The sequence below is a fragment of the Vibrio sp. 1-2 (7-a) genome (assembly GCF_013048515.1).
GTDB classification, from domain to species: Bacteria; Pseudomonadota; Gammaproteobacteria; order Enterobacterales; family Vibrionaceae; genus Vibrio; species Vibrio diabolicus.
On record NZ_VHSQ01000003.1, the window covers coordinates 433,025 to 453,736 of the forward strand.

General features: G+C 46.2%; 14 protein-coding genes. 8 read left to right on the forward strand and 6 right to left on the reverse strand.

Features of this window, described 5'->3' with window-relative positions:
* Positions 1–52: 52 nt before the first annotated feature.
* Both FKN08_RS12210 and FKN08_RS12215 read right to left on the reverse strand, forming a co-directional pair.
* The gene (locus tag FKN08_RS12210; protein WP_048624681.1) at positions 53–1,453 is read right to left on the reverse strand and encodes a tryptophanase; all 1,401 of its coding nucleotides are present in this window, start codon (positions 1,451–1,453) and stop codon (positions 53–55) included.
* A gap of 299 nt (positions 1,454–1,752) precedes the next feature.
* Complete coding sequence (locus FKN08_RS12215; RefSeq protein ID WP_170892226.1) at positions 1,753–2,997, reverse strand: NADH:ubiquinone reductase (Na(+)-transporting) subunit B; 1,245 nt, start codon at positions 2,995–2,997, stop codon at positions 1,753–1,755.
* Between the two features lie 162 nt (positions 2,998–3,159).
* Between FKN08_RS12215 and FKN08_RS12220 the strand changes: the two genes are divergently transcribed.
* The 3 genes from FKN08_RS12220 (at position 3,160) to FKN08_RS12235 (ending at position 6,140) form a co-directional block, all read left to right on the forward strand.
* Complete coding sequence (locus FKN08_RS12220) at positions 3,160–4,548, forward strand: cytochrome ubiquinol oxidase subunit I (RefSeq protein ID WP_170892227.1); 1,389 nt, start codon at positions 3,160–3,162, stop codon at positions 4,546–4,548.
* A gap of 11 nt (positions 4,549–4,559) precedes the next feature.
* Positions 4,560–5,558: a cytochrome d ubiquinol oxidase subunit II gene (cydB, locus tag FKN08_RS12225; protein ID WP_005393631.1), complete on the forward strand. Its 999-nt coding sequence runs from the start codon at positions 4,560–4,562 to the stop codon at positions 5,556–5,558.
* A gap of 174 nt (positions 5,559–5,732) precedes the next feature.
* A complete protein-coding gene (locus FKN08_RS12235; RefSeq protein WP_047007974.1) occupies positions 5,733–6,140 on the forward strand; it encodes a hypothetical protein in 408 nt (135 codons plus the stop codon).
* A 47-nt stretch (positions 6,141–6,187) separates the two neighbouring features.
* On the opposite strand, the gene lhgO is transcribed toward FKN08_RS12235, so the two are convergent.
* The 3 genes from lhgO to FKN08_RS12250 form a co-directional block, all read right to left on the reverse strand.
* Positions 6,188–7,414, reverse strand: coding sequence for an L-2-hydroxyglutarate oxidase (gene lhgO / locus FKN08_RS12240; RefSeq protein WP_047007973.1), 1,227 nt, complete (start codon positions 7,412–7,414; stop codon positions 6,188–6,190).
* A gap of 8 nt (positions 7,415–7,422) precedes the next feature.
* Entirely contained in the window at positions 7,423–9,546 is a 2,124-nt protein-coding gene (locus FKN08_RS12245) for a TRAP transporter permease (protein ID WP_009705104.1), read from the reverse strand.
* Between the two features lie 88 nt (positions 9,547–9,634).
* Positions 9,635–10,645, reverse strand: a complete 1,011-nt coding sequence (locus FKN08_RS12250; RefSeq protein WP_010453237.1) for a TAXI family TRAP transporter solute-binding subunit — start codon at positions 10,643–10,645, stop codon at positions 9,635–9,637.
* Between the two features lie 836 nt (positions 10,646–11,481).
* Between FKN08_RS12250 and brnQ the strand changes: the two genes are divergently transcribed.
* Both brnQ and FKN08_RS12260 read left to right on the forward strand, forming a co-directional pair.
* Positions 11,482–12,792, forward strand: a complete 1,311-nt coding sequence (gene brnQ / locus FKN08_RS12255; RefSeq protein ID WP_170892228.1) for a branched-chain amino acid transport system II carrier protein — start codon at positions 11,482–11,484, stop codon at positions 12,790–12,792.
* A gap of 103 nt (positions 12,793–12,895) precedes the next feature.
* A complete protein-coding gene (locus FKN08_RS12260; protein ID WP_046873888.1) occupies positions 12,896–14,104 on the forward strand; it encodes a diguanylate cyclase in 1,209 nt (402 codons plus the stop codon).
* Between the two features lie 45 nt (positions 14,105–14,149).
* On the opposite strand, the gene FKN08_RS12265 is transcribed toward FKN08_RS12260, so the two are convergent.
* Complete coding sequence (locus FKN08_RS12265; protein ID WP_170892229.1) at positions 14,150–15,499, reverse strand: sigma-54 dependent transcriptional regulator; 1,350 nt, start codon at positions 15,497–15,499, stop codon at positions 14,150–14,152.
* 169 nt (positions 15,500–15,668) lie between these two features.
* On the opposite strand from FKN08_RS12265, the gene FKN08_RS12270 reads away from it, so the two are divergent.
* From FKN08_RS12270 to ascB, 3 genes are all read left to right on the forward strand, one after another.
* Positions 15,669–17,741, forward strand: coding sequence for an ATP-binding protein (locus FKN08_RS12270; protein WP_065645594.1), 2,073 nt, complete (start codon positions 15,669–15,671; stop codon positions 17,739–17,741).
* 213 nt (positions 17,742–17,954) lie between these two features.
* Positions 17,955–19,082 carry a conjugal transfer protein TraF gene (locus FKN08_RS12275; protein ID WP_006741246.1) on the forward strand — a complete coding sequence of 376 codons (1,128 nt, stop codon included), beginning with the start codon at positions 17,955–17,957 and terminating at the stop codon, positions 19,080–19,082.
* A 192-nt stretch (positions 19,083–19,274) separates the two neighbouring features.
* The gene (ascB, locus tag FKN08_RS12280; protein ID WP_065645592.1) at positions 19,275–20,666 is read left to right on the forward strand and encodes a 6-phospho-beta-glucosidase; all 1,392 of its coding nucleotides are present in this window, start codon (positions 19,275–19,277) and stop codon (positions 20,664–20,666) included.
* The last annotated feature ends 46 nt before the right edge of the window (positions 20,667–20,712 follow it).

Genomic DNA, 20,712 nt, shown 5'->3' on the forward strand with positions numbered 1-20,712 from the left:
GAAAAAGGCCGCGAAACTCGCGGCCTTTTGCTTTTCTATATTCAAACCTTAATTAATCGATTTCTTTAAACCGAGCAGTAAAGTGGCGCAGCACTGGTGGTTCATACTCAAAAGTGAGCCCTTTTAACTCATGTGCACGATTTTTCAGCTCGATAATCGCATCCGCAATGTAATCCATATGGTCGTTGGTATAGACGCGGCGTGGAATGGTCAAACGCATTAATTCTAACTCTGACGCTTTTTGTTTACCCGTATCAGGGTCACGACCAAGCAGTAGTGATCCTATCTCTACTGCTCGAATACCCGCCTCCAAGTACAAGGCATTACACAATACCTGCGCAGGGAACTGATCCGTTGGAATATGTGGCAAAATCTTAGCGGCATCCACAAACACTGCGTGACCACCCGTTGGGTATTGAATTGGAATACCGCCTTCACGTAAGCGCTCACCTAAGTATTGAACTTGGCTAATTCGGTAGTGAAGAAAATCTTCATCTGCCGCTTCATACAAACCGCGAGCGAGCGCTTCCATATCACGCCCAGCCATACCACCGTATGTCACAAATCCTTCCATGGGTACACAACGTGTCTGCACTGCTTGGAACAACTCTTTATGATCACGAATACAACACATACCACCAATGTTTACCATCGGGTCTTTCTTAGCCGACATGGTGAGCATGTCACCGTATTGGTACATCTCGCGAATGATTTCCAGAATCGATTTATCTTCGTACCCTTCTTCACGCTGCTTAATAAAGTAGGCGTTCTCACAGTAACGAGCCGAGTCAATCACCACCGGAATATCGTACTTGGTTGCAATCTCGTACACGCTGCGCATGTTTTCCATCGACACAGGCTGGCCACCGGAGCTATTACAAGTAATCGTGGTGATAATCGCACAAATGTTATGTGAACCGTGCGCTTCAATTGTTGCCACCAGCTTATCGATATCAAAGTTGCCCTTCCAATCATAAGGCGTAGTGGTGTCGAATGCTTCTTCCGTTACCACGTTAATTGCTTTACCGCCATTGAGCTCGATGTGACCCGCGGTGGTATCAAAATGGTAGTTCGATATAAATACTGGCGTTTCACCACCACGCACTTGACGCATACGCTCAATCAAAGCTGGGAACAAAATTTGCTCGGCACCACGCCCTTGGTGCGCAGGCACGGTGAGCTTGTAACCAAAGAAGTGCTCTACTGCATCACACAGGTTGTAGTAATTTCGGCTACCCGCATAGGATTCATCCCCCATCATGATGCCAGCCCACTGATTATCACTCATGGCACCAGTGCCAGAGTCAGTCAGCAAATCGATATAAACATCATCACTACGAAGAAGAAATGGGTTATAACCCGCTTCTTTTAACGCGACTTCACGGTCTGCCAAAGTGGTCATTTTGATTGGCTCAACCATTTTGATACGGAAAGGTTCTGGAATACGTTTCATTGTTAATTTCCTTATACGCATTGCCCTACGCGCTATCACGTAAGACTAAAAAAACAAATAGATAAAATGCTTTTCAATGCGGTTGCATTGAGGAAATCAACGAGAAGAGATTTTACTAAGAAGAGACAAGCAGTAGTCTAGGTTGTACCAGAACGACAGCACCAAACGGCTATCGAGAATATCCTTTATTCTCATCGTCTTCGTCCTCCTGATAAAAATAAAAAGCCAGAAACCCCATGTTTCTGACCTTTTCAATATAGTGCAGTTTTCAATCAACTTTCAGTGAAGTCACCCTCATTTTAAGAAGGTCTCGCCCTTTTCATTCTGCGTTTGATATTAGTTTCTTTGACTAAATAATCGAAAAGTGGCGCGAATAAGTTAGCAAATAGAATCGCTAACATGATGCCTTCTGGATAAGCTGGGTTCAGCACTCGGATAAAAATCGTCATCACACCGATTAATAGTCCGTATGCCCATTTACCGCCATTGGTAAAAGCCGCCGAGACAGGATCTGTCGCCATAAAGAAGGTACCAAACGCGACCCCACCAATCACGAAGTGCCAGTAAAACGGCATGGAGAACATTGGGTTAGAGTCCGAACCGATCGCATTCAATAATAATGAAGCCGCCACTAAACCAACCAACACGCCTGCAACGATTCGCCACGACGCTATCTTCATAAAGATAAGAATAAAGCCTGTTAATGCAATCAACAGCGTGGAGACTTCACCCATCGAGCCTGGCAAATTACCAACAAGAGCATCTCCCCATGAAATTGGCTGTCCCGTCATACTATTTATCAAGGCACTTTGTCCACCTTCATACCATTGGCTCAGCGGTGTAGCGCCAGAGTAACCATCTGCCGCAACCCAAACAGCCCCGCCAGACATGTTAGCGGGATAAGCGAAGTACAAGAAGGCTCGCCCTGCTAGTGCCGGGTTTAAGAAGTTTCGCCCCGTACCACCGAAAATCTCCTTCGCCACAACAATACCGAAAGTGATACCTAAAGCCGCTTGCCACAGTGGAATTGTCGGAGGAAGGATCAGCGCGAATAGTATAGAGCTGACAAAAAAGCCTTCGTTCACCTCATGCTTTCGAACAATAGCAAACAGAACTTCCCAGAAACCACCAACGATAAACACCGTCGCATAAACCGGAATAAAGTAAGTGGCGCCAAGCCACATTTTACTTGCCCACCCCGCCTGTGAAACCGCATCTAACGAGCCCCATACCCAACTCAGTTGCCACGAAGAGGCCAGCGCTTGCTGAGCTGAGGCTTGATCCATTCCATACAACAAAGCATCGCTGGACTGCTGACCTATGTTGTACATACCCCAGAACATGGCAGGGAAGACCGCCAGCCACACCATGATCATAATACGTTTTAAATCGATGCTATCTCGAACGTGAGTCATGCCCTGGTTAACCTTACCAGGCGTGTAAAAAATGGTTTCGACAGCTTCGAACAATGGATAGAACTTGTGATACTTCCCACCTGGGCCAAACTTAGGTGTCGCTTTCTCAAAGTAGTGTTTAAGGCTCATAACAACTCCTCCTTTATCTAAAAGATGGTACGCACTGCCGTAAAAAGCGATCGTTTTTTAATCTCTTAGCCTTCCTTCTTCGTATTCCATTTTGTTCGTCGCTCTTCCCTCATCTCTTCTAATTCGGCGAACTGTTAATTCGAAACTTAAAAGGGAATGCCCATGGATACACTCGCCATCGATTTAGCCAGATTCCAATTTGCCTTTACTGTCTCTTTCCACATCATTTTTCCAGCGTTTACGATTGGTTTGGCAAGTTACCTCGCCGTGTTAGAGGGCTTGTACTTAAAAACGGGCAACAAACAGTACATGCAGATATATAAATACTGGCTCAAAATCTTTGCCATCAGTTTTGGTATGGGTGTGGTAAGTGGCATCGTGTTGAGCTATCAATTCGGGACCAACTGGAGCGTATTTGCCGACAAAACAGGCCCAGTCTTAGGCCCGTTAATGGGATATGAAGTTTTCACTGCGTTTTTCCTCGAAGCGGGGTTTTTAGGCGTGATGCTCTTCGGTATGGATAAGGTAGGCAAGAAGCTTCACTTCACAGCGACTTGTATTGTTGCATTCGGGACGTTTTTGTCTGCGTTTTGGATACTTTCGGTCAATAGCTGGATGCAAACACCAACGGGCTACAGTATCAACGAAGCCGGACAGTTTATCCCAGAAGATTGGTGGGCGATTGTCTTCAACCCTTCCTTCCCTTATCGGCTCGTTCATATGTTGCTCGCCGCTTACCTCACTACCGCCTTTGTTGTAGCGGGCGTTGCCGCTTATCACTTACTAAAAGCAAACCATAATCCACTAGCCAGAATTATGTTCTCGATGGCAATGTGGATGGCAGCCATCGTGACACCAATTCAAATCGTTGCTGGAGACATGCATGGATTGAACACCCTTGAACATCAACCCGCCAAAGTTGCCGCGATGGAAGGGCACTATGAGTCTCACCAAGGCGCGCCATTGATCCTCTTCGGTATCCCTAACGATGAAGAAAAACGTATGGAATACGCACTGGAAATCCCCAAACTCGGTAGTTTGATTTTAACTCATGACCTCAACGGTGAAGTGAAGGGATTAGATGCTTTTCCAGAGGAGGAACACCCTCCTGTGTCCATCGTTTTCTGGTCTTTCCGAATAATGGTCGCGCTTGGTTTTGCCATGCTTGCCATTGGGGTATGGAGTCTATGGCTCAGAAAGCGTCGCAAACTTTTTGATTCTAGGGCACTTCAACGTATCTGCGTACTGTTTGCCCCAGCGGGATTCATTGCGGTTCTAGCAGGTTGGATAACCACTGAAGTCGGTCGCCAGCCTTACACCGTGTACGGTCTTTTAACCACAACCAATTCGGCATCGCCTATTGATGCCGCCGCGGTGAGCGTCTCCCTGACGGCGTTCATCGTGGTTTACTTTGTGGTTTTTGGAGCAGGCTTCTTCTATCTCCTACGTTTGATGCGCAAATCTCCAACTCGTTATGAAGAAGGCTTAGACAGCCGACTTCCTGATGGCACGAAAACCGATGCTATCACACACTCTAACCATCTAACCTAGGAGGCTAGCTCATGGATTACGCATTAATTTGGTACGCTTTGATCGGGCTCGCCGTTCTGATTTATGTCGTGTTAGATGGCTTTGATCTCGGTATTGGTATCCTCTTCCTCAGCGCGAATGACGATGAAGAGCGCGACATGATGATGAACAGTATCGCTCCTGTTTGGGATGGGAATGAAACTTGGCTAGTTCTTGGCGGTGGTGGGCTTTTTGCCGTGTTCCCCCTCGCCTACGCGGTCATTATGCCAGCACTCTATGCTCCCCTGATTTTAATGCTGCTCGGGCTAATTCTGCGCGGGGTTTCTTTTGAGTATCGCTTCCGAACACAACGCGGAAAGTTTTTATGGGATAGCGCTTTTTTCATTGGTTCACTCACCGCGGCATTGATGCAAGGCATTATGCTTGGAACCCTGCTCCAGGGTATAGAAGTTAGTGAACGAGCATACGCAGGTGGATGGTTTGATTGGCTTTCGCCATTTAGCGTATTTTGTGGCTTGGCGCTTGTTTGTGCTTATATTCTGCTTGGTTCATGCTGGTTATTAATCAAGCTTCCAGAAGAGCTGATGGGGCGTTACTATGTGGTCGCGCGACGATGGGGGCTAGCAATGGTAGCCTGTATATTCATCGCTAGTTTGTGGTTGCCATTGAGCCAACATATCGTCTTTGAACGTTGGTTCTCATTACCAAACTCGCTGCTGTTTTTCATCTTACCAATTATTGCAGCGGCACTCATTTGGCAGCTATTCAAAGCCTTGCTCGACCACAAAGCTGTTCGTGCCTATGTACTTGCCATCGGCCTGTTTCTTGTTTCCGCGATGGGTTTCGGTGTCAGTACATTTCCTTACTTGGTCCCATTCGCACTCACTTATCAAGACGTCGCCGCGCCAGATAAAAGTTTGGCATTTTTACTTGCCGGTGCGGTGGTATTACTTCCTCTGATCATAGCCTACACGGCGTATTCGTATTGGGTTTTCCGCGGTAAGATGAAACGTGGAGAGGGATATCACTAATGAAACTAAAACCCATTTTGTGGTTCATTGGCATTTGGCTGGCAAGCGTGGTCGCCTTGTTTATCGTCAGTTCGCTGATACGAGCTGCGATATTGTAGGCCAAGAGTCTACTGCACCACATCTGAAGTCATTGAGGTCTATACTCAAGCAAGAGTAAAACAACGGAGTGTTTTTATGACCTTAAAGCGGTTTCTGGTAACTTTGATTCCTTTGACGGTTCCACTGTTTTCACCAAATGCATTGGCCGTAGACAAGCAGATGTCATCCGCCATGAAAAGTAAAATGCGGTCTATTTGCTCCGCAACAGACGAGCAGGGCCACTGGCAACTTGCTGAAGCAACTCCTGACGCCAGACGCTCACTCAACATGGTGCTTTATCAAATGAATGCCGATGATAAATTGAAAGCAATTCATGAGGTGAGAACGAAAATGGTCGGCGGCACCCATTATGCGTTTGAGTTCGAGTTGCAAGATGGCCAAGTCTGGAACGCGATAGTCCTGCACAGTGCTCGCGGCGATTACATGATCGAGAGACACGCCAAGAAAGGTGAACTCTGCCCTAAAAAAGAAGGCGAGTCATAAAACCTCGCTTCAAATATAGCAAAGGCGACAGTTACGTCGCCTTTGTTTTATACCGTTTTCGCCTCTATCTTCTCATTCACCTTATCGCAAATGTACTCTCCAATAGGCATTGCAGATGTCGCTGCGGGAGAGGGGGCGTTGCAAACATGCAAGCTTCTTGCGCTCTCTGCAAACAAGAAGTCATGAACCAAAGTGCCATCGGATAACACTGCTTGCGCACGAATACCCGCAGGATATGGTTTGAGATCGTCTACCTTGATGCTAGGGCAGTATTTGTTGACCAACTTGAGATAGCCCGGCTTCCACCAAGAGTTCTTAAACTCATCCAATCCGGTTTTGAGATGCTTTTGTGTCACCTTCCAGAAACCGGAGAAGCTGAGCATCTGCATGGTATCTTGCAGGCTAAAGTTAACCTTGTCGTACCCTTCTCGCTTCCAACCTTGCACCGCATTTGGACCTACGGTCACACTGCCATCAATCATGCGAGTCAGGTGGACACCCAAGAATGGCAAATCAGGGTCGGGAATTGGATAAATAAGATGATTCACCACTTGGTCGTGTTTGCTATCTAAGCGGTAGTATTCACCGCGATAAGGGATGATCTGAAAGTCAGTTGGAATACCCATCATCTTAGTCATACGATCCGCCATCAAGCCGCTGCAAGTAACCAAGAACTTGGTATTAAGCTGCATCGTTTGACCGTCTGAAATGCAGGTCAGTTGGACTTCCTCATCCTTCTCTTCGGCAGCCACCACTTTAGTTCTCAGGCTAATTTGCCCGCCGAGCTTTTGGAACTCTTCCGCCATCTGCTCAGTGACCAAACGATAATCGACAATACTGGTGGTTTTGACATAAATCGCGCCCAAGCCTGTGATGTTTGGTTCAGCCAGTTTGAGTTGAACTTCATCGAGTAGCTTTACGTCGATACCGTTGACATGGCAGCGCTCATAAAGGGCATTCATACGTTCGACTTCTTGCTCATTGGTCGCAACCAACAACTTGCCACAGTTCTCCACCGGAATATCGTGCTCAGCACAGAACGAAATGGTTCGCTCTACCCCACGCTTACAAAAATCGGCTTTTAAGCTGCCCGGTGCGTAGTACACCCCAGCATGAATCACGCCGCTATTGTGTCCGGTTTGGTGCCTGGCAAAACCGGACTCTTTCTCAACCAATAAAATGGATTTGTCTGGGTGACGTTGCTGCAGTTGCCATGCTGTCGACACGCCAACGATACCGCCACCAACAATGATGTAGTCATAGACTGATTTCATACGACCTCTTATAAAACCGATAGTTGAGATTGTTGCAATTTGAACTTGCGACCACTGTAAATGAACACCGCGACAAATACCGCGCAGCTTGCCACACGAACCAACATTGGGATGTCGTGCCAAACCAGCAATGTACCCACCACTACCAACAAGAGACGCGTCAGAATGTTTAGAGGGCCTTCCAAGTAACCTTCAATCGCACCAATCAATGCATAGGTACCGATGATGGCAAAGAAGCCCACGGTAATCACTGACGTCACATCCCAACTTACTAAGCCTGTGTAGGCAATAAGTAGCGGCACAAGGTACAAACCTTTGGCGATTTTCCACGCCATCAAACCAGTGCGCATTGGCGGTGTTTTCGCGATGGTTGCCGCAGCAAATGCGGTCAAACACACTGGAGGAGTAACGTTACTGTCTTGCGATAGCCAGAAGATGATGAGGTGAGCAGCCAGCAATGCCAAGCCTACCGCTTCCATACCCAAACTTTGCTCTAGTAGGGTTTCCATAAAGTCAGCAGGTACTAACGCCACCATTTCTTTCGCCGTTTCCAACGCCATTGGTGCATTAAGCAGCTCCAGCTTTTCTGGCGCCGCCAACATAAAGATCGCTTTTGCTTGTTCAGGCAATTGACCTGACACCATCAATTCAAGCAATTGGTTTTCCGCAATCAACTTGTAAAGCGCAGGGGCAGACAGTGTGCCCAATACAATATACGCCGCTGTCACAGGTAAACCCATACCCAAAACAAGAGAAGCGAGCGCAATCAGAACGATCATGATGAACAAGTCACCATTCGCCCAACCGTCGATCATCAATGAGAAGGTGTTGCCGATGCCCGTTGTGCTGATCACGTTGATCACCAGACCAATACCCACCAGCAATACGGCAGTTGTCGCCATGTTTTTCGCGCCTTGCGAAAGTGCTTCGATAATCGCTTTTGGTCCCATCTTGTGATCTTTCGAGAACCAAGAAGCCACCACCACTGAAATGATCGACAAGCCCGCAGCGTAAGTCGGTGTAAAGCCTTGAACCAATAAAGTGACCAATACCGCCAGTGGGATAAGGTTGTGCCAACCGCTGATCAACACTTTCAGTAGAGATTCATCGCTGGTCGTGATTTTTTGAACGCCGCTGCGTTTGGCTTCGATACGCACAAAGAATGCAACAGACAAGAAATAGATAAGAGCAGGAATAAAAGAAACCGCGATGATATCAACATAAGGAATTTGTGTGTAAGACGCCATAATGAAAGCACCCGCGCCCATCACTGGTGGCATCAACTGACCACCTGTTGACGCTGCAGCTTCCACACCCGCCGCGAAGCGCGAAGGGAAACCTGCTTTTTGCATTAAAGGAATACTGATAACACCGGTTGAAACCGTATTTGCCACGCTAGAGCCCGATACTGAGCCCATCAAACCGGAGCCTATCACCGCAATAAAACCCGGACCACCGATGATTTTGCCAGCCGCAGCACGTGCCACATTGATGATGTAATCACCAACACCAGAGCGGACGAGAAATGCACCAAACAGAATGAACATAAATACGAAAGTCCAACTGATTCGCGAGATAGAGCCAAACATACCCTCAGAAGAATAGAAGCTGCGGTAGAGCAAAGTTTCCATGCTCAAACCCGGGAAGTGGAAAATACCTGTCGCCCACTTACCCCAAAGCACAACGTAGCTTAAACACACCACAATCAGCACTGGAATAAACCAACCCATGGTGCGTCGAATCAATTCAATAACAATCAGAATTGCCATGATGGCGAAGACCCAATCGCTGGTCACGAACTTAACACCGCGTTCATATAGCGCATCTTCGGCATAGGGAATGTAGAGCAAACACGCGACCGCGCCCATAGCAATTAACACATCGATACCGAGTGCAATCTTACTCTGCTTGAGAGAGATATGAGCCGGATACCAAAGCGCACAAATCACCGCAAAGCCAGCAAAGTGGGTCGCGGAAATCCATAACTCTGGTAACGTCGATAAGGTATTAAACCAAATGTGCAAAGCAGACAACACCACGCCAAACACAGTGATTGTAGTGGTTACCCACGGAAAATCAGTGCGCGTGGGCAGCTCAAACTTCTGCAATTCCTTTTCTATTGAGTCGCTCATCTCATACTCCAAGCTCTGGCGGCTTTTTCCATCTTAGAAATCGATAGGGATAAAATGCCCCGAGCCGAAACTCGAGGCGAAGTTGGCGTTATTTCGCCATTAGGTCTGATGGGATTTCGATGCCCATTTCTTTGTAGTAACGCGCTGCGCCTGGATGAAGAGGCACTGGCAAACCAGCAATCGCTTTCTCAATCGCCATTGCTTTTGTTGCTTTGTGGATGCCTTGTAGGAAAGGCAGGTTCTCGTAGATCGCTTTGGTTAGCTGGTAAACGTCTTCTTCCGAGATATCTTCACGAACTGCCAAGAAGTTTGGCTGTGCAATGGTGGTGATCGGCTTATCTAGACCCGGATAAGTGTTCGCTGGGATCTCGTACTTCGTCCATAGGTTATAACTGCCATTCGCCTCTTTGATTTGCTCGTCAGTAAACGAAAGAATCGAAATGTCTTTACCCAACGCAGCAAAAGCTTGAGTAACCGCACCAACAGGTACACCTGCAGGCGTGTTCATGCCGTCAATGGTACCGTTTTGAAGTGCGCTCGCGCTGCCGCCGTAGCCCATGTAAGCAAGATTGAATTTATCAGGGTCTACCTTCAGACCTTTCATGATTTGGCGACCCGAGTTCTCAGTACCAGAGTTCTTCTTACCGATAGAGAACTTCTTGCCATCTAGGTTGTTCAGGTCAGTCACTGTGCCCGTTTTTGCTAAGTCAGAGCGAACAATAAAGTGCTCAACGTTTTGCCACAGCATAGAGACTGAACGCAGTTGTTCTTGACGACCGCTCTTCTCATAAGGACCTTCACCAGACCAAGCCCACGCACCATAAAGACCTTGTAGAATCGCGAACTGCGCTTCGTTTTCGTTCAGCAGTTTGACGTTTTCACCAGAGCCCGCAGAGCTGATTGCAGAAAGGGAGAAGTGGTGCTTTGGTGCCAATTTCACTTTGCTTAACGTCGCCAACGCTACGCCCACAGGGTAGTAAGTACCACCTGTCGATGCCGTTGCAAGAATGTAACTACGATCTTCTGCCGCAGCGTTAGCAGCAATACCAAAAGAAGTCACAGCGACAGCCAAAGCTTTTACCAGCTTATTCATTTTCATTATTACTCTCCGTGTAGTCGTTTCACGATTGGGGATTTACATCATGTTAAATCTTTATTAACAACAAATTCCCTAGAGCAATTGAAATGCCAACTTTTAAGTCATTGTATTTATTGACATAAGTACAGAAAGACATCAAAAATGAGCAAAATTATGCTGATTTGATAGCAAAGCGATGAGCAAGATCTTGCTTATTCAAGAGGAGAAGGTTGCACGCCTAGATCGCAAAAGGTTAATAAAATGTGATCAAGACAAAATAAATGCACGATTGGCTGATAAGCAATATTTTGCCGACGTGATTTTGGATTGGACTACAACTAATGAGCGTCTTAACAATAAGAATAAAAAGCGCATCATTCTAAACTGCTCACTTTACCAGCGGAGGTTTATAGCCTAAACGACTACAAATAGCACAAAAATACAGCAAAACAATCCATGTTAATGAAATGAAAAGTCATTTACTCTAATTTTGAGTTTAAAAACCAGTTCGATCCACCAGTTCAGAAACAAACATTGACCGTATCAACTTATTTTCTACTTCGGGGTTGTGCCAATAGCCTCATGTTCGTTAGGGTAACTACACACCAAGGCAAACGTATTCCTTGGTGCTTTTTTGTCACTAAGGATCATTCATGTCAGCAACTGCGCAATCACAATTCGCTTTAAAACGCCCATCTGGCGTTGCTGCTGCGATCCTCCTGCTCTCTCTGGAACTGATTCAGAGCTGACAGGCTATATCTTAACTTTCTGTCAGCTTGAGAAGAAGCTGACGGGAACACCACATACTCCTCCCATTCCTTTCAGTTTCTTCCAAGCGAAACATAAGAGGAATAACAATGTTAAGCGCACGCAATATCGCCGCTTTGGGCTTCATGACTTTCGCCATGTACTTAGGCGCGGGTAACCTGATCTTCCCTCCATTTTTGGGTTATCAAGCAGGTGAAAACTTTCTGAGCGGGATGTCTGGCTTCCTCTTAACAGGCGTAGGTCTGCCTGCAATGGCGCTGGTGATGGTCGCTATCGTAAACGGTTCAGACAAATTAACCGCCGCCCTACCTAAACCTTTGGCGACCAGTTTTTGGGTGATGGTATTTATCGTGATTGGCCCTGCATTCGTGATTCCGCGCGCAATTACCGTGGCTTACCAATTCAGCTTTGCGCCAATGTTTGGTGATGCAGCTTTGGTGCCTTTCACTATTGCCTTCTGTGCTATCACCATTCTATTTGCCCTATATCCGGGTAAGTTGGTCGACAACCTAGGCAAGATCTTAACGCCTGCATTGATGGCTATCTTAATCATCATGTCTGTGACTGCTTTGGTTTCTCCTGCAGGCGAGCTAACTGCCGCAACGGGACCATACGTATCTGGTGCATTTGCTGAAGGCTTGACTCAAGGCTACATGACAATGGACGCGCTAGGCTCTATCGGTTTTGGTTGGATTATTTTCCGTGCGATTCGCAGCATGGGTGTGGATTGCCCGAAAGCCACCGCAAAATACACGCTAATCGCAGCTTTGATGTACGCGGTTGCCATGGCATTTGTTTACATCTCATTGGCTTACATTGGTTCGACGAGCTCGTACTTGGGTTCTGAGTTCAGCAATGGTGGCGACATCTTAACAGCGTTCACCTTCAGCCACTTCGGTGCATTTGGCTCACTATTACTAGGTGCCGTGATGGTATTGGCGTGTTTGACTACTGCTATCGGCGTAACCACCGCAGGCAGTGAGTTTTACGACAACACTTTCAGCAAAGTGAACTACAAAGGCTGCGTTATCACGACCATGGTATTGGCAGGTTTGATCGCTAACGTAGGTCTAGAACAACTATTGGCTATCACATTGCCAGCGGTTGTTGCGCTTCACCCAGTCGCGATTGCGTTGATGATCATGGCACCAGTGCGCAACAAGATGTCGCAAATCATGGTGGTTACGACCGCATTCACTGCTCTAACGTTTGGTTGTGTTGATGCGCTGCACATCCTGGGTTACATGCCAGATTCCACCAATGAGTGGATGGGTAATTACATGCCTCTGTACAATGACTTTGCTAGCTGGATTATGCCTAGCGTATTTATGATGATTGTTGGTCTGCTGTTTACGACGAAAACCAACCAAACCGAACAATTCGAGCTGGTAAATGAATAGCCGTTTAACATAAGACATCACTCAATAAGTAAGTTAATATGTAGTTCGCTTATTGATATCAGGCAAAGGAGTTGCCTGAACTATGGATTGATGTGGAGCGCTTATGGACAATCAGTATTTAGACATCAGAACGCTCAACTTTATCGTTATTCTGTTCTCTTGCATTTACTCAATCAGTCTACTTTGTTACCAATACACACAGAAAAAAATCAAAGGCTTAAAGACTTTTTCTCTCTCGCTGTTATTTATTGGCTTTGGGCCTTTTTTACTGGGATTTAGAGGCTCCGCACCAGATTGGCTTACCATCGTCATAGCGAATACGCTCATATTAATCGGCTTCTTGCTTACGCTTTACAGCGTGAGCATTTTTCGTCAATTCCCTCTAAAACTGGCCCACTCACTCGCTTTTTTAACGCCCATTTTCAGCGGTTCGTTTTATTATTTCACCTTCCATGACCATTCAATTAAAAGCCGCATCATTTACTTAAGTGTTTATATCTGCATCGTTACGTTTTTTAGTGGGATCGCCATGCTGAAAGGCACCAAGCAAGACCAAAAACTCCCAACCATAGTGATGGCGTGCTCCTTCTTTTGCTTCAGTATTTTTATGGGCTTCAGAGCACTTTGGAGCGCTTTCGCCAATGAAGTGCCAAATTTTATGACCGCAGGTTTTATCCACCAGATGACGTTTTTACTTAGCATCTGTCTGATTGTCGCTATGAGCTTTAGCATGTTGTGGCTAATTAATGGCCGCTTGATACAGTCAATCAATGATCTCTCACATTTAGACGCTCTCACAGGGCTTCATAATCGTCGCGCGATGGAAGAAATTGTTCCAAACCTTGTTAATCAAGCTCACAAACGGAACCAATCAATAAGCATCATCATGACCGACATGGACGAGTTCAAAGTAATTAATGATCACTACGGCCATACGGTAGGCGATTCCGTCATGGCTACGATTGCCGCTATCTTTAAGAAACACCTCCCAGAGTCAGCTTGCACAGTACGATTTGGTGGTGATGAGTTCATGATTGTTTTACTTGAAAAAGCACAACGCGCCAAAATTGTTGCCGAGCAAATTCGCCTGGCGGTGGAAACTGAAGCCTCATTGCAGTCATTCGAAAATGAGATCACCATGAGCTTTGGAATCAGTGAGTTATCAGAGGGACAATCACTCCACGAGGTCGTTGCTGAAGCTGACGAAGCGCTGTATAGCTCTAAACATACGGGCAGAAACCAAGTCACCTTGTTTGGAGAAGGGAAAGGCCTAACTTATAAGTTTGTCCCGACTCCCTCGAAGAGCGCTTAATCATATTTGTGACGCCCATAGCGGTAAATCAGCTTAAAAATTGCGTTAAGTATAATCAGAGCGATTTAAACCAAACTTTTGCATCTTTTGATTCAAAGTTCGACGAGGTAAATCCAACTCCTGCATCACCTCGTTAATGCGTCCGTGATGCCTGACCAATGAATCATGCAGCACCTTGCGCTCAAAATTGTGTAATTGAATAACCAGTGGAACACCCACTTGCGTCTCCTCCGTGGTTGACGAAGGACGACTAGAGAGAATTTCCATCACAGATACCATTTCATCCAAGGCAAAACGCATAGCCACGTTTCGCAGCTCTCGAACATTTCCAGGCCAAGCGTAGGAAAGCACAGCGTTTCTGTCGGCGTCACTCAATGGTCGGGTTTCAGGGTTAGTTTGCAAGGTGAAGTGCTCAAACAAAATCAGTGAATCTTCTTCTCTCTCCCTTAGTGGCGGCAAATAAATTTGCGCGACGTTGAGCCGATAGTATAAATCTTGCCGAAACTCTTCATGATCATTGAGATCTTCTTTCGCGGCGGCGATCACTCTCAAATCAACCGAGATCTGTTGATTGCCTCCAACGCGCTCAACTGTATGTTCCTGTAATGAACGCAGCACTTTCACCTGCATCGACAACGGCATGCTTTCTATCTCGTCAAAAAACAACGTGCCTTTATCGGCGTATTCCAACTTGCCGATGCGTCGTTTGTTTGCACCAGTGAACGCCCCAGCTTCGTGACCAAACAACTCACTCTCGAAAAGGTGTTCTGGAATCGCACCACAGTTTATCGGCACAAAGTGATGAGGTTTTCTTTGGCTTTCATTATGTAAACTGGTCGCCACCAGCTCTTTACCACAACCTGTTTCGCCGTAAATGATCACGTTAGTATCGATTTTCGCCAATTTCGCAACTTGCTCGCGTAATTGCTGCATCACTCGACTTTGACCAATGAGCACCTCTTCTAAACCACTCACGCTAGCTAGATACTCTTGGCGGTGAAGCGTCGATGTTTGCGCGCGATGGCTCTCGACCGCATCTGTGACACGTTGAGACAAACGCTCCGGCTGGAAAGGTTTTTCAATAAAATCAAACGCGCCGTTTTGTAGCGCATTCACCGCCATATCCACATCACCATGACCAGTAATTAGTATCATTGGTGTTGGAATGTGATTCGCAATAAGGCTCTCTAAAATCGAAATTCCATCAGTATCTGGCAAACGAACATCACTAACTATCGCATCAAACTCTTGGTTCAGAATGGCGGTTTTGCCTTCCTCCCCCGAGCTAAAAGCTATGACGTCAAACCCCGCCAATTGCAGCCATTGGCTTGTTGCTTGACGAACGATGTCATCATCTTCAATTAGGGCGATACGCGGAATGTCGTCAAAAGTCATGAGTTACTGCCTGATCGGTGATAGAAGTCTTTGCTAAAGTTAGCAAAAACCATGCTATAGAAAAGGAGCTAGATCCCACTTCTTAATCACAATTCTTTAACATCCAATCAGTTAAGCGCACTCTTTCACTACCAACTACGATAACTATATTCAGCCAAACGGAGTCCGAATGCAGCGCACTAAGAATGGGAAAATGTGGCTAACCGCCGTATTGATCAGTGCGCTGGTGATCTTTTTCTACGGTGCTAGCCGAGAGGTGGCCCATCAATGGCTGAGCGTCCAAACTCAACAAGAAGCACAACAGAAACTCCTCGACTACATTGGTGAAGTCCGCCGAGCATTAAAACGTTTCTATCACCTTCCCTATCTCGTCACGAATAACCCAGAAACAATTGCGTTTGTGAAAGGCAATTTAAACTACTACGAGCCACTTCAAGCACAACTGACACAGCTCGATAAAGCCGCGAATACAGAGGGTTGGTTGATACTTTCAACCTCGGGAGAAGTGTTGGTATCGAGTCTGATCGATGAACGGTTCAGCCGCTCTGACCGCCGTGCGATTGTCGAACAAATACAACGTCAGGGAGAAGGCGTCTCACTGGTGAATAAAACAAAAGGCTCTAGTCCGCTTTACTACCTCTCTGCACCAATTTTTGATGGTTTGGAGATAGCGGGCATCGTTGTTGTTCAAATCAACCTGAGTTTGCTAACAGAGCAGACCATCACTAGCCAAGACATCATCACGCTACAAAATCGCCATCAACGCTTCTTCCTCTCCAGCAGTACAAACTATAACGCCGACTGGTTTAATGAACCGAATAACCAAGTCAAAGTCGAAACTCAAACGCTGTATGACAATACGGTGATTCATTTCTGGACTCTCAATCAGCAGCGCTACTTTGCACACACAGTAAAGCTGGACGATTTAAACTGGTTTGTCAGTTACCTTATTCCGACCAAACCTGTTCAGCAAACGATTAGTGTCATTGGATGGAGCATCGCAGCACTCCTCCTGCTCCTTATCCTGTTGGTCATCATTGGTTTACAGCGTCGACAAAAACATCTCAATCAGCAGCGTATTCAAGCCTTACTAGAAGAATCGCAACGCCGACTTAAACAGATGATCAATAAAACACATGTCGGTTTGTTGTTGATTGACGAACAAGGTTTATTGTTCGACCTCAACCCAATGGCAAAACGCCTTTTTTGTCTTCCTGAAAGTGTGAATCGTCATACCTTCGCCTGGGAGTTATTTGATGCGGGTAATTCAAATTCGACCACACTCACTTTGCTTAGAGATCTGCCAAAGCATAAGGAACTAGCAGAGATTAGCGCTGTAGAAACCATGGCGCGACGCAGTGATGGCAGCGTATTTCCTGTACTCTTTTCACTCACTAGCTTCCCATGGCACGGTGAGCAGTATTTCCTTGCTACCATAATCGACATTAGCAAACGTAAAAAAGCAGAACAATCGCTTCAGCTGATTAACCAAGAGCTCGCTCAAAGGGTGGAAGAGCGAACTCAAGCTTTAAAACAAGCCCAAGAGCAATTGATTGAATCAAGCAAAATGGCAGCATTGGGCAGAATGTCGAGCGCGATTACCCACGAGTTAAACCAACCATTGACTGGCCTGCGTACCCTGTTAACCACCAACGAGTTGCTAGCAGAACGTGGACAAACAGACATGATGAAAGCCAATAACAAGTTGATTCAAAAGTTGATTGACCGCATGGCAAGCATGACCAGTCAGCTAAAAACGTTTGCCTACAATAAACCAGAGACACTGCACGAGATATCGCTGACAAACGCTTTAGAAGAGACGCTACGCGTCTATCAATCTCAACTCGCAAAGGTAGACGTTCGGGTACGCATTCCCAACGACTTACCCAATATCATTGGCGAAGAGCAACGCCTACAACAAGTGCTCGGCAACCTAATTTCTAACGCATTAGATGCGATGAAAGAGACCCAAGATCCACAGTTAATGATTGCCGTTGCACCCACTACCGATAATGTTGAGGTCGTGGTAAGTGATAATGGGTGTGGGGTACCTTCAGACCAACTCGATACCATGTTCGAACCTTTCCAAACCAGTAAAAAAATTGGTGAAGGACTGGGGTTAGGACTTTCCATCACCGCCAACAATATGCGAGATATGCAAGGGAAAGTCAGTGCGCAGCTCAACGCTGATAAAGGCATGTCCTTCACCTTAATGTTTGAGCTCGCTCCTCATCGTAGCTAACCCAATACCATCCACCTCTTCAGCTTTTCTCCACGCAATTAAAGAGCAATAAACCCTGATCAACTTTATAAAGCGAGTTGCCTAACCTACGCTTAACTTGATGAATCGCCACATGCTATTCATCAGCACAATTTTTGGTGGTTGACACCAAGTTTTAGCTCCCACCATCTAATTTATTGATAAGTAATTATTTAAAGTAAGAATGGATGCGTTATGAGAAAACTAACTTTAGCAGCAACAGGGGCGCTTTTTATTTTATCACCTCACGCTTTTGCAGCGCCTTACGCAGCAGACGCTCGAAGTCACGGAATGGGAAATACAGGCGTCGTTTCCGCTGACTATTTAACCGCTCCTCTACACAACCCAGCCCTAGGCGCTCTCTATCGAGAAAATGACGATATCGGCCTACTCATTCCTGCTCTCGGCGTCAATATTCACGATGAGGATGAAGCTTTATCAGCCGTTGATGATGTTCAAGACCTTTACGATAGTATTCAGGGCATTCCCACACCTGCGAACGAAGCCGAACTTAATCGACTACTCGATCAATTAGATAAGAGTGCTCCAGTCGTCATTAATGGAGGTCTGAGCCTCGCGATTGCGATTCCGACACGCTACATGTCGGTAAACCTTTTTAGCGCTGGTTATGTGGAGATACTTGCGGCACCCGATATCTCAGATTCAACAAACACCGCAGATCGATACCTCAATTCTGCCGTCGACCTAGCGGCTTTCGGTAGTGCGGAATATGGCGTTGCCTTGGCTCGCGCTTACACGATAGGTGGGCAGCAATTCGCATTTGGTATTACGCCCAAATACCAACAACTTAAAACCTATACGCAGCGTACAACACTAGATGACTTTGATATCGAGGATTACGACAAAAGTGAAGTATCAAAGAACACGTTCAATATGGATCTTGGGGTCGCTTGGTATCACAACGCATTTAGAGCTGGTCTCTCGTTAAAAGACGTCTTCGAGCAAGATATAGAAACAAAACTAGGCAACTATACCTACGAACTCACGCCACAAGCCACCCTTGGAATCGGCTATGTCGGGGATTATGTAGCTCTGAGCCTAGACGCCGATCTCACCAAACAAAAGCGCTTTAAAGAGCTCGACGATGACACCCAGTTTATTCGCGTTGGTATCGAGGGGAATGCTTGGGGATGGGCGCAACTCCGCGCTGGTTATGAAGTTGACCTAGAAAATAATCTCGATAACTCGGTGACAGGTGGCATTGGCATCAGTCCTTTTGATGTGATCAGTGTAGACCTAGCAGGGTCTTACGCTGGCGATAACCAATTTGGCGCGGCGGCGAATTTAGCATTTACGTTTTGAATACGAATGCCAACCTAAATTCACTTAGGTTGGCATTGTTAACAACCATCATATATCTCAAGGTTTATCATTACTGACGTTTGGTGATGAACTGATAAAAACACGATCTCGCTACAAGTATCGAGATGTCTCCTACACTATTCTCAAGCAATAAATCCACAAACATTTCCTAAATATTAAAGAGTGAGAAACATGATTAAGTTTCCAGATAATTTCCTTTGGGGTGGTGCCATTGCGGCAAACCAGGTAGAGGGGGCATACAACCTTGGGGGGAAAGGTTTATCAACATCAGATATGTTGCCAAACGGCATTCTAAGCCCGCATCAAACGCGTGAAGAACGAACGCCTGGTATCAAAGATCTTGCGATCGATTTCTACAATCGCTATCCAGAAGATATTGCCCTGTTTAAAGAGATGGGATTCACCTGCCTGCGCTTGTCCATCGCTTGGAGTCGTATTTTTCCTAATGGTGATGAACTGGAGCCAAACGAAGAAGGACTGGCGTTTTACGACAAAATTTTTGATGAGCTAGCCAAACACAATATGCAACCATTTGTGACGCTTTCTCATTACGAGATGCCTTACGCCTTGGTTGAGAATTATGGTGGTTGGGGCGATCGTCGAGTGATAGAGTTTTTCGAGCGTTACGCTCGCACCGTGCTTGAACGCTACAAAGACAAAGTGAAGCTGTGGCTTACCTTTAACGAAATCAACATGTCACTTCATGCGCCATTTACGGGAGTGGGCTTGCAAGAAGACGCCAGTGAACAAGACATTTATCAAGCGATTCACCACCAGCTTGTAGCAAACGCGAAAGCGGTAAAACTGTGTCAGCAAATCGTACCAAACGGCAAGATTGGTAATATGCTGCTTGGCGCAATCAACTACCCATACACCTGCAACCCTGATGATGTGCTTGCTGCTATGCATGAAAACAATAAGTGGTTGTTCTTCGGTGATGTGCAGACTCGTGGTCAGTACCCAGGCTACATGAAACGTTACTTCCGTGAAAACGGCATTGAAATACAAATGGAAGCTGGCGACTTAGAAGAAATTGCATCGGCCAGTGTCGATTTTATTTCCTTCAGCTACTACGCAAGTGGCTGTGCGAGTGCCGATCCGAAACAGAAAGAAGTGGGTAACATCGTCGATAGCGTACCAAACCCATACCTTGAAAAGAGCCAATGGGGCTGGTTGATCGATCCAAAAGGCCTGCGCGTTTTGCTTAACTTCCTTCACGATCGTTACCAAAAACCGCTATTTATCGTCGAGAATGGCTTAGGCGCTCGTGATGAATTCGATGAAAACGGGGAAATCCAAGACGATTATCGAATCTCATACCTTAATGATCATTTGGTTCAAGCACACGAAGCGATTCTTGATGGCGTTGAGTTGATGGGCTTCACCAGCTGGGGGCCTATCGACTTGGTGGCTAACTCAACAGCCGAAATGAGCAAGCGTTACGGTTATATTTATGTCGATCGTCATGATGATGGGCAAGGAACGCTAGAACGTAAACGCAAGAAGAGCTTCTACTGGTATCAAGACGTGATTCGTACTTCAGGCGGTTCATTGAAAAGCTAAGCCTGTTGTCTGGATATAAAGTGCGACTAGGCATTCGCCTAAACAA

Bases quoted from the DNA above. Each gene is read 5' to 3' on its own strand.
- ascB (WP_065645592.1), top strand. From the start codon at position 19,275: ATGATTAAGTTTCCAGATAATTTCCTTTGGGGTGGTGCCATTGCGGCA.
- FKN08_RS12275 (WP_006741246.1), top strand. From the start codon at position 17,955: ATGAGAAAACTAACTTTAGCAGCAACAGGGGCGCTTTTTATTTTATCA.
- FKN08_RS12260 (WP_046873888.1), top strand. From the start codon at position 12,896: ATGGACAATCAGTATTTAGACATCAGAACGCTCAACTTTATCGTTATT.
- brnQ (WP_170892228.1), top strand. From the start codon at position 11,482: ATGTTAAGCGCACGCAATATCGCCGCTTTGGGCTTCATGACTTTCGCC.
- FKN08_RS12250 (WP_010453237.1), bottom strand. From the start codon at position 10,645: ATGAAAATGAATAAGCTGGTAAAAGCTTTGGCTGTCGCTGTGACTTCT.
- FKN08_RS12265 (WP_170892229.1), bottom strand. From the start codon at position 15,499: ATGACTTTTGACGACATTCCGCGTATCGCCCTAATTGAAGATGATGAC.
- cydB (WP_005393631.1), top strand. From the start codon at position 4,560: ATGGATTACGCATTAATTTGGTACGCTTTGATCGGGCTCGCCGTTCTG.
- FKN08_RS12245 (WP_009705104.1), bottom strand. From the start codon at position 9,546: ATGAGCGACTCAATAGAAAAGGAATTGCAGAAGTTTGAGCTGCCCACG.
- lhgO (WP_047007973.1), bottom strand. From the start codon at position 7,414: ATGAAATCAGTCTATGACTACATCATTGTTGGTGGCGGTATCGTTGGC.
- FKN08_RS12270 (WP_065645594.1), top strand. From the start codon at position 15,669: ATGCAGCGCACTAAGAATGGGAAAATGTGGCTAACCGCCGTATTGATC.
- FKN08_RS12215 (WP_170892226.1), bottom strand. From the start codon at position 2,997: ATGAGCCTTAAACACTACTTTGAGAAAGCGACACCTAAGTTTGGCCCA.
- FKN08_RS12235 (WP_047007974.1), top strand. From the start codon at position 5,733: ATGACCTTAAAGCGGTTTCTGGTAACTTTGATTCCTTTGACGGTTCCA.
- FKN08_RS12210 (WP_048624681.1), bottom strand. From the start codon at position 1,453: ATGAAACGTATTCCAGAACCTTTCCGTATCAAAATGGTTGAGCCAATC.
- FKN08_RS12220 (WP_170892227.1), top strand. From the start codon at position 3,160: ATGGATACACTCGCCATCGATTTAGCCAGATTCCAATTTGCCTTTACT.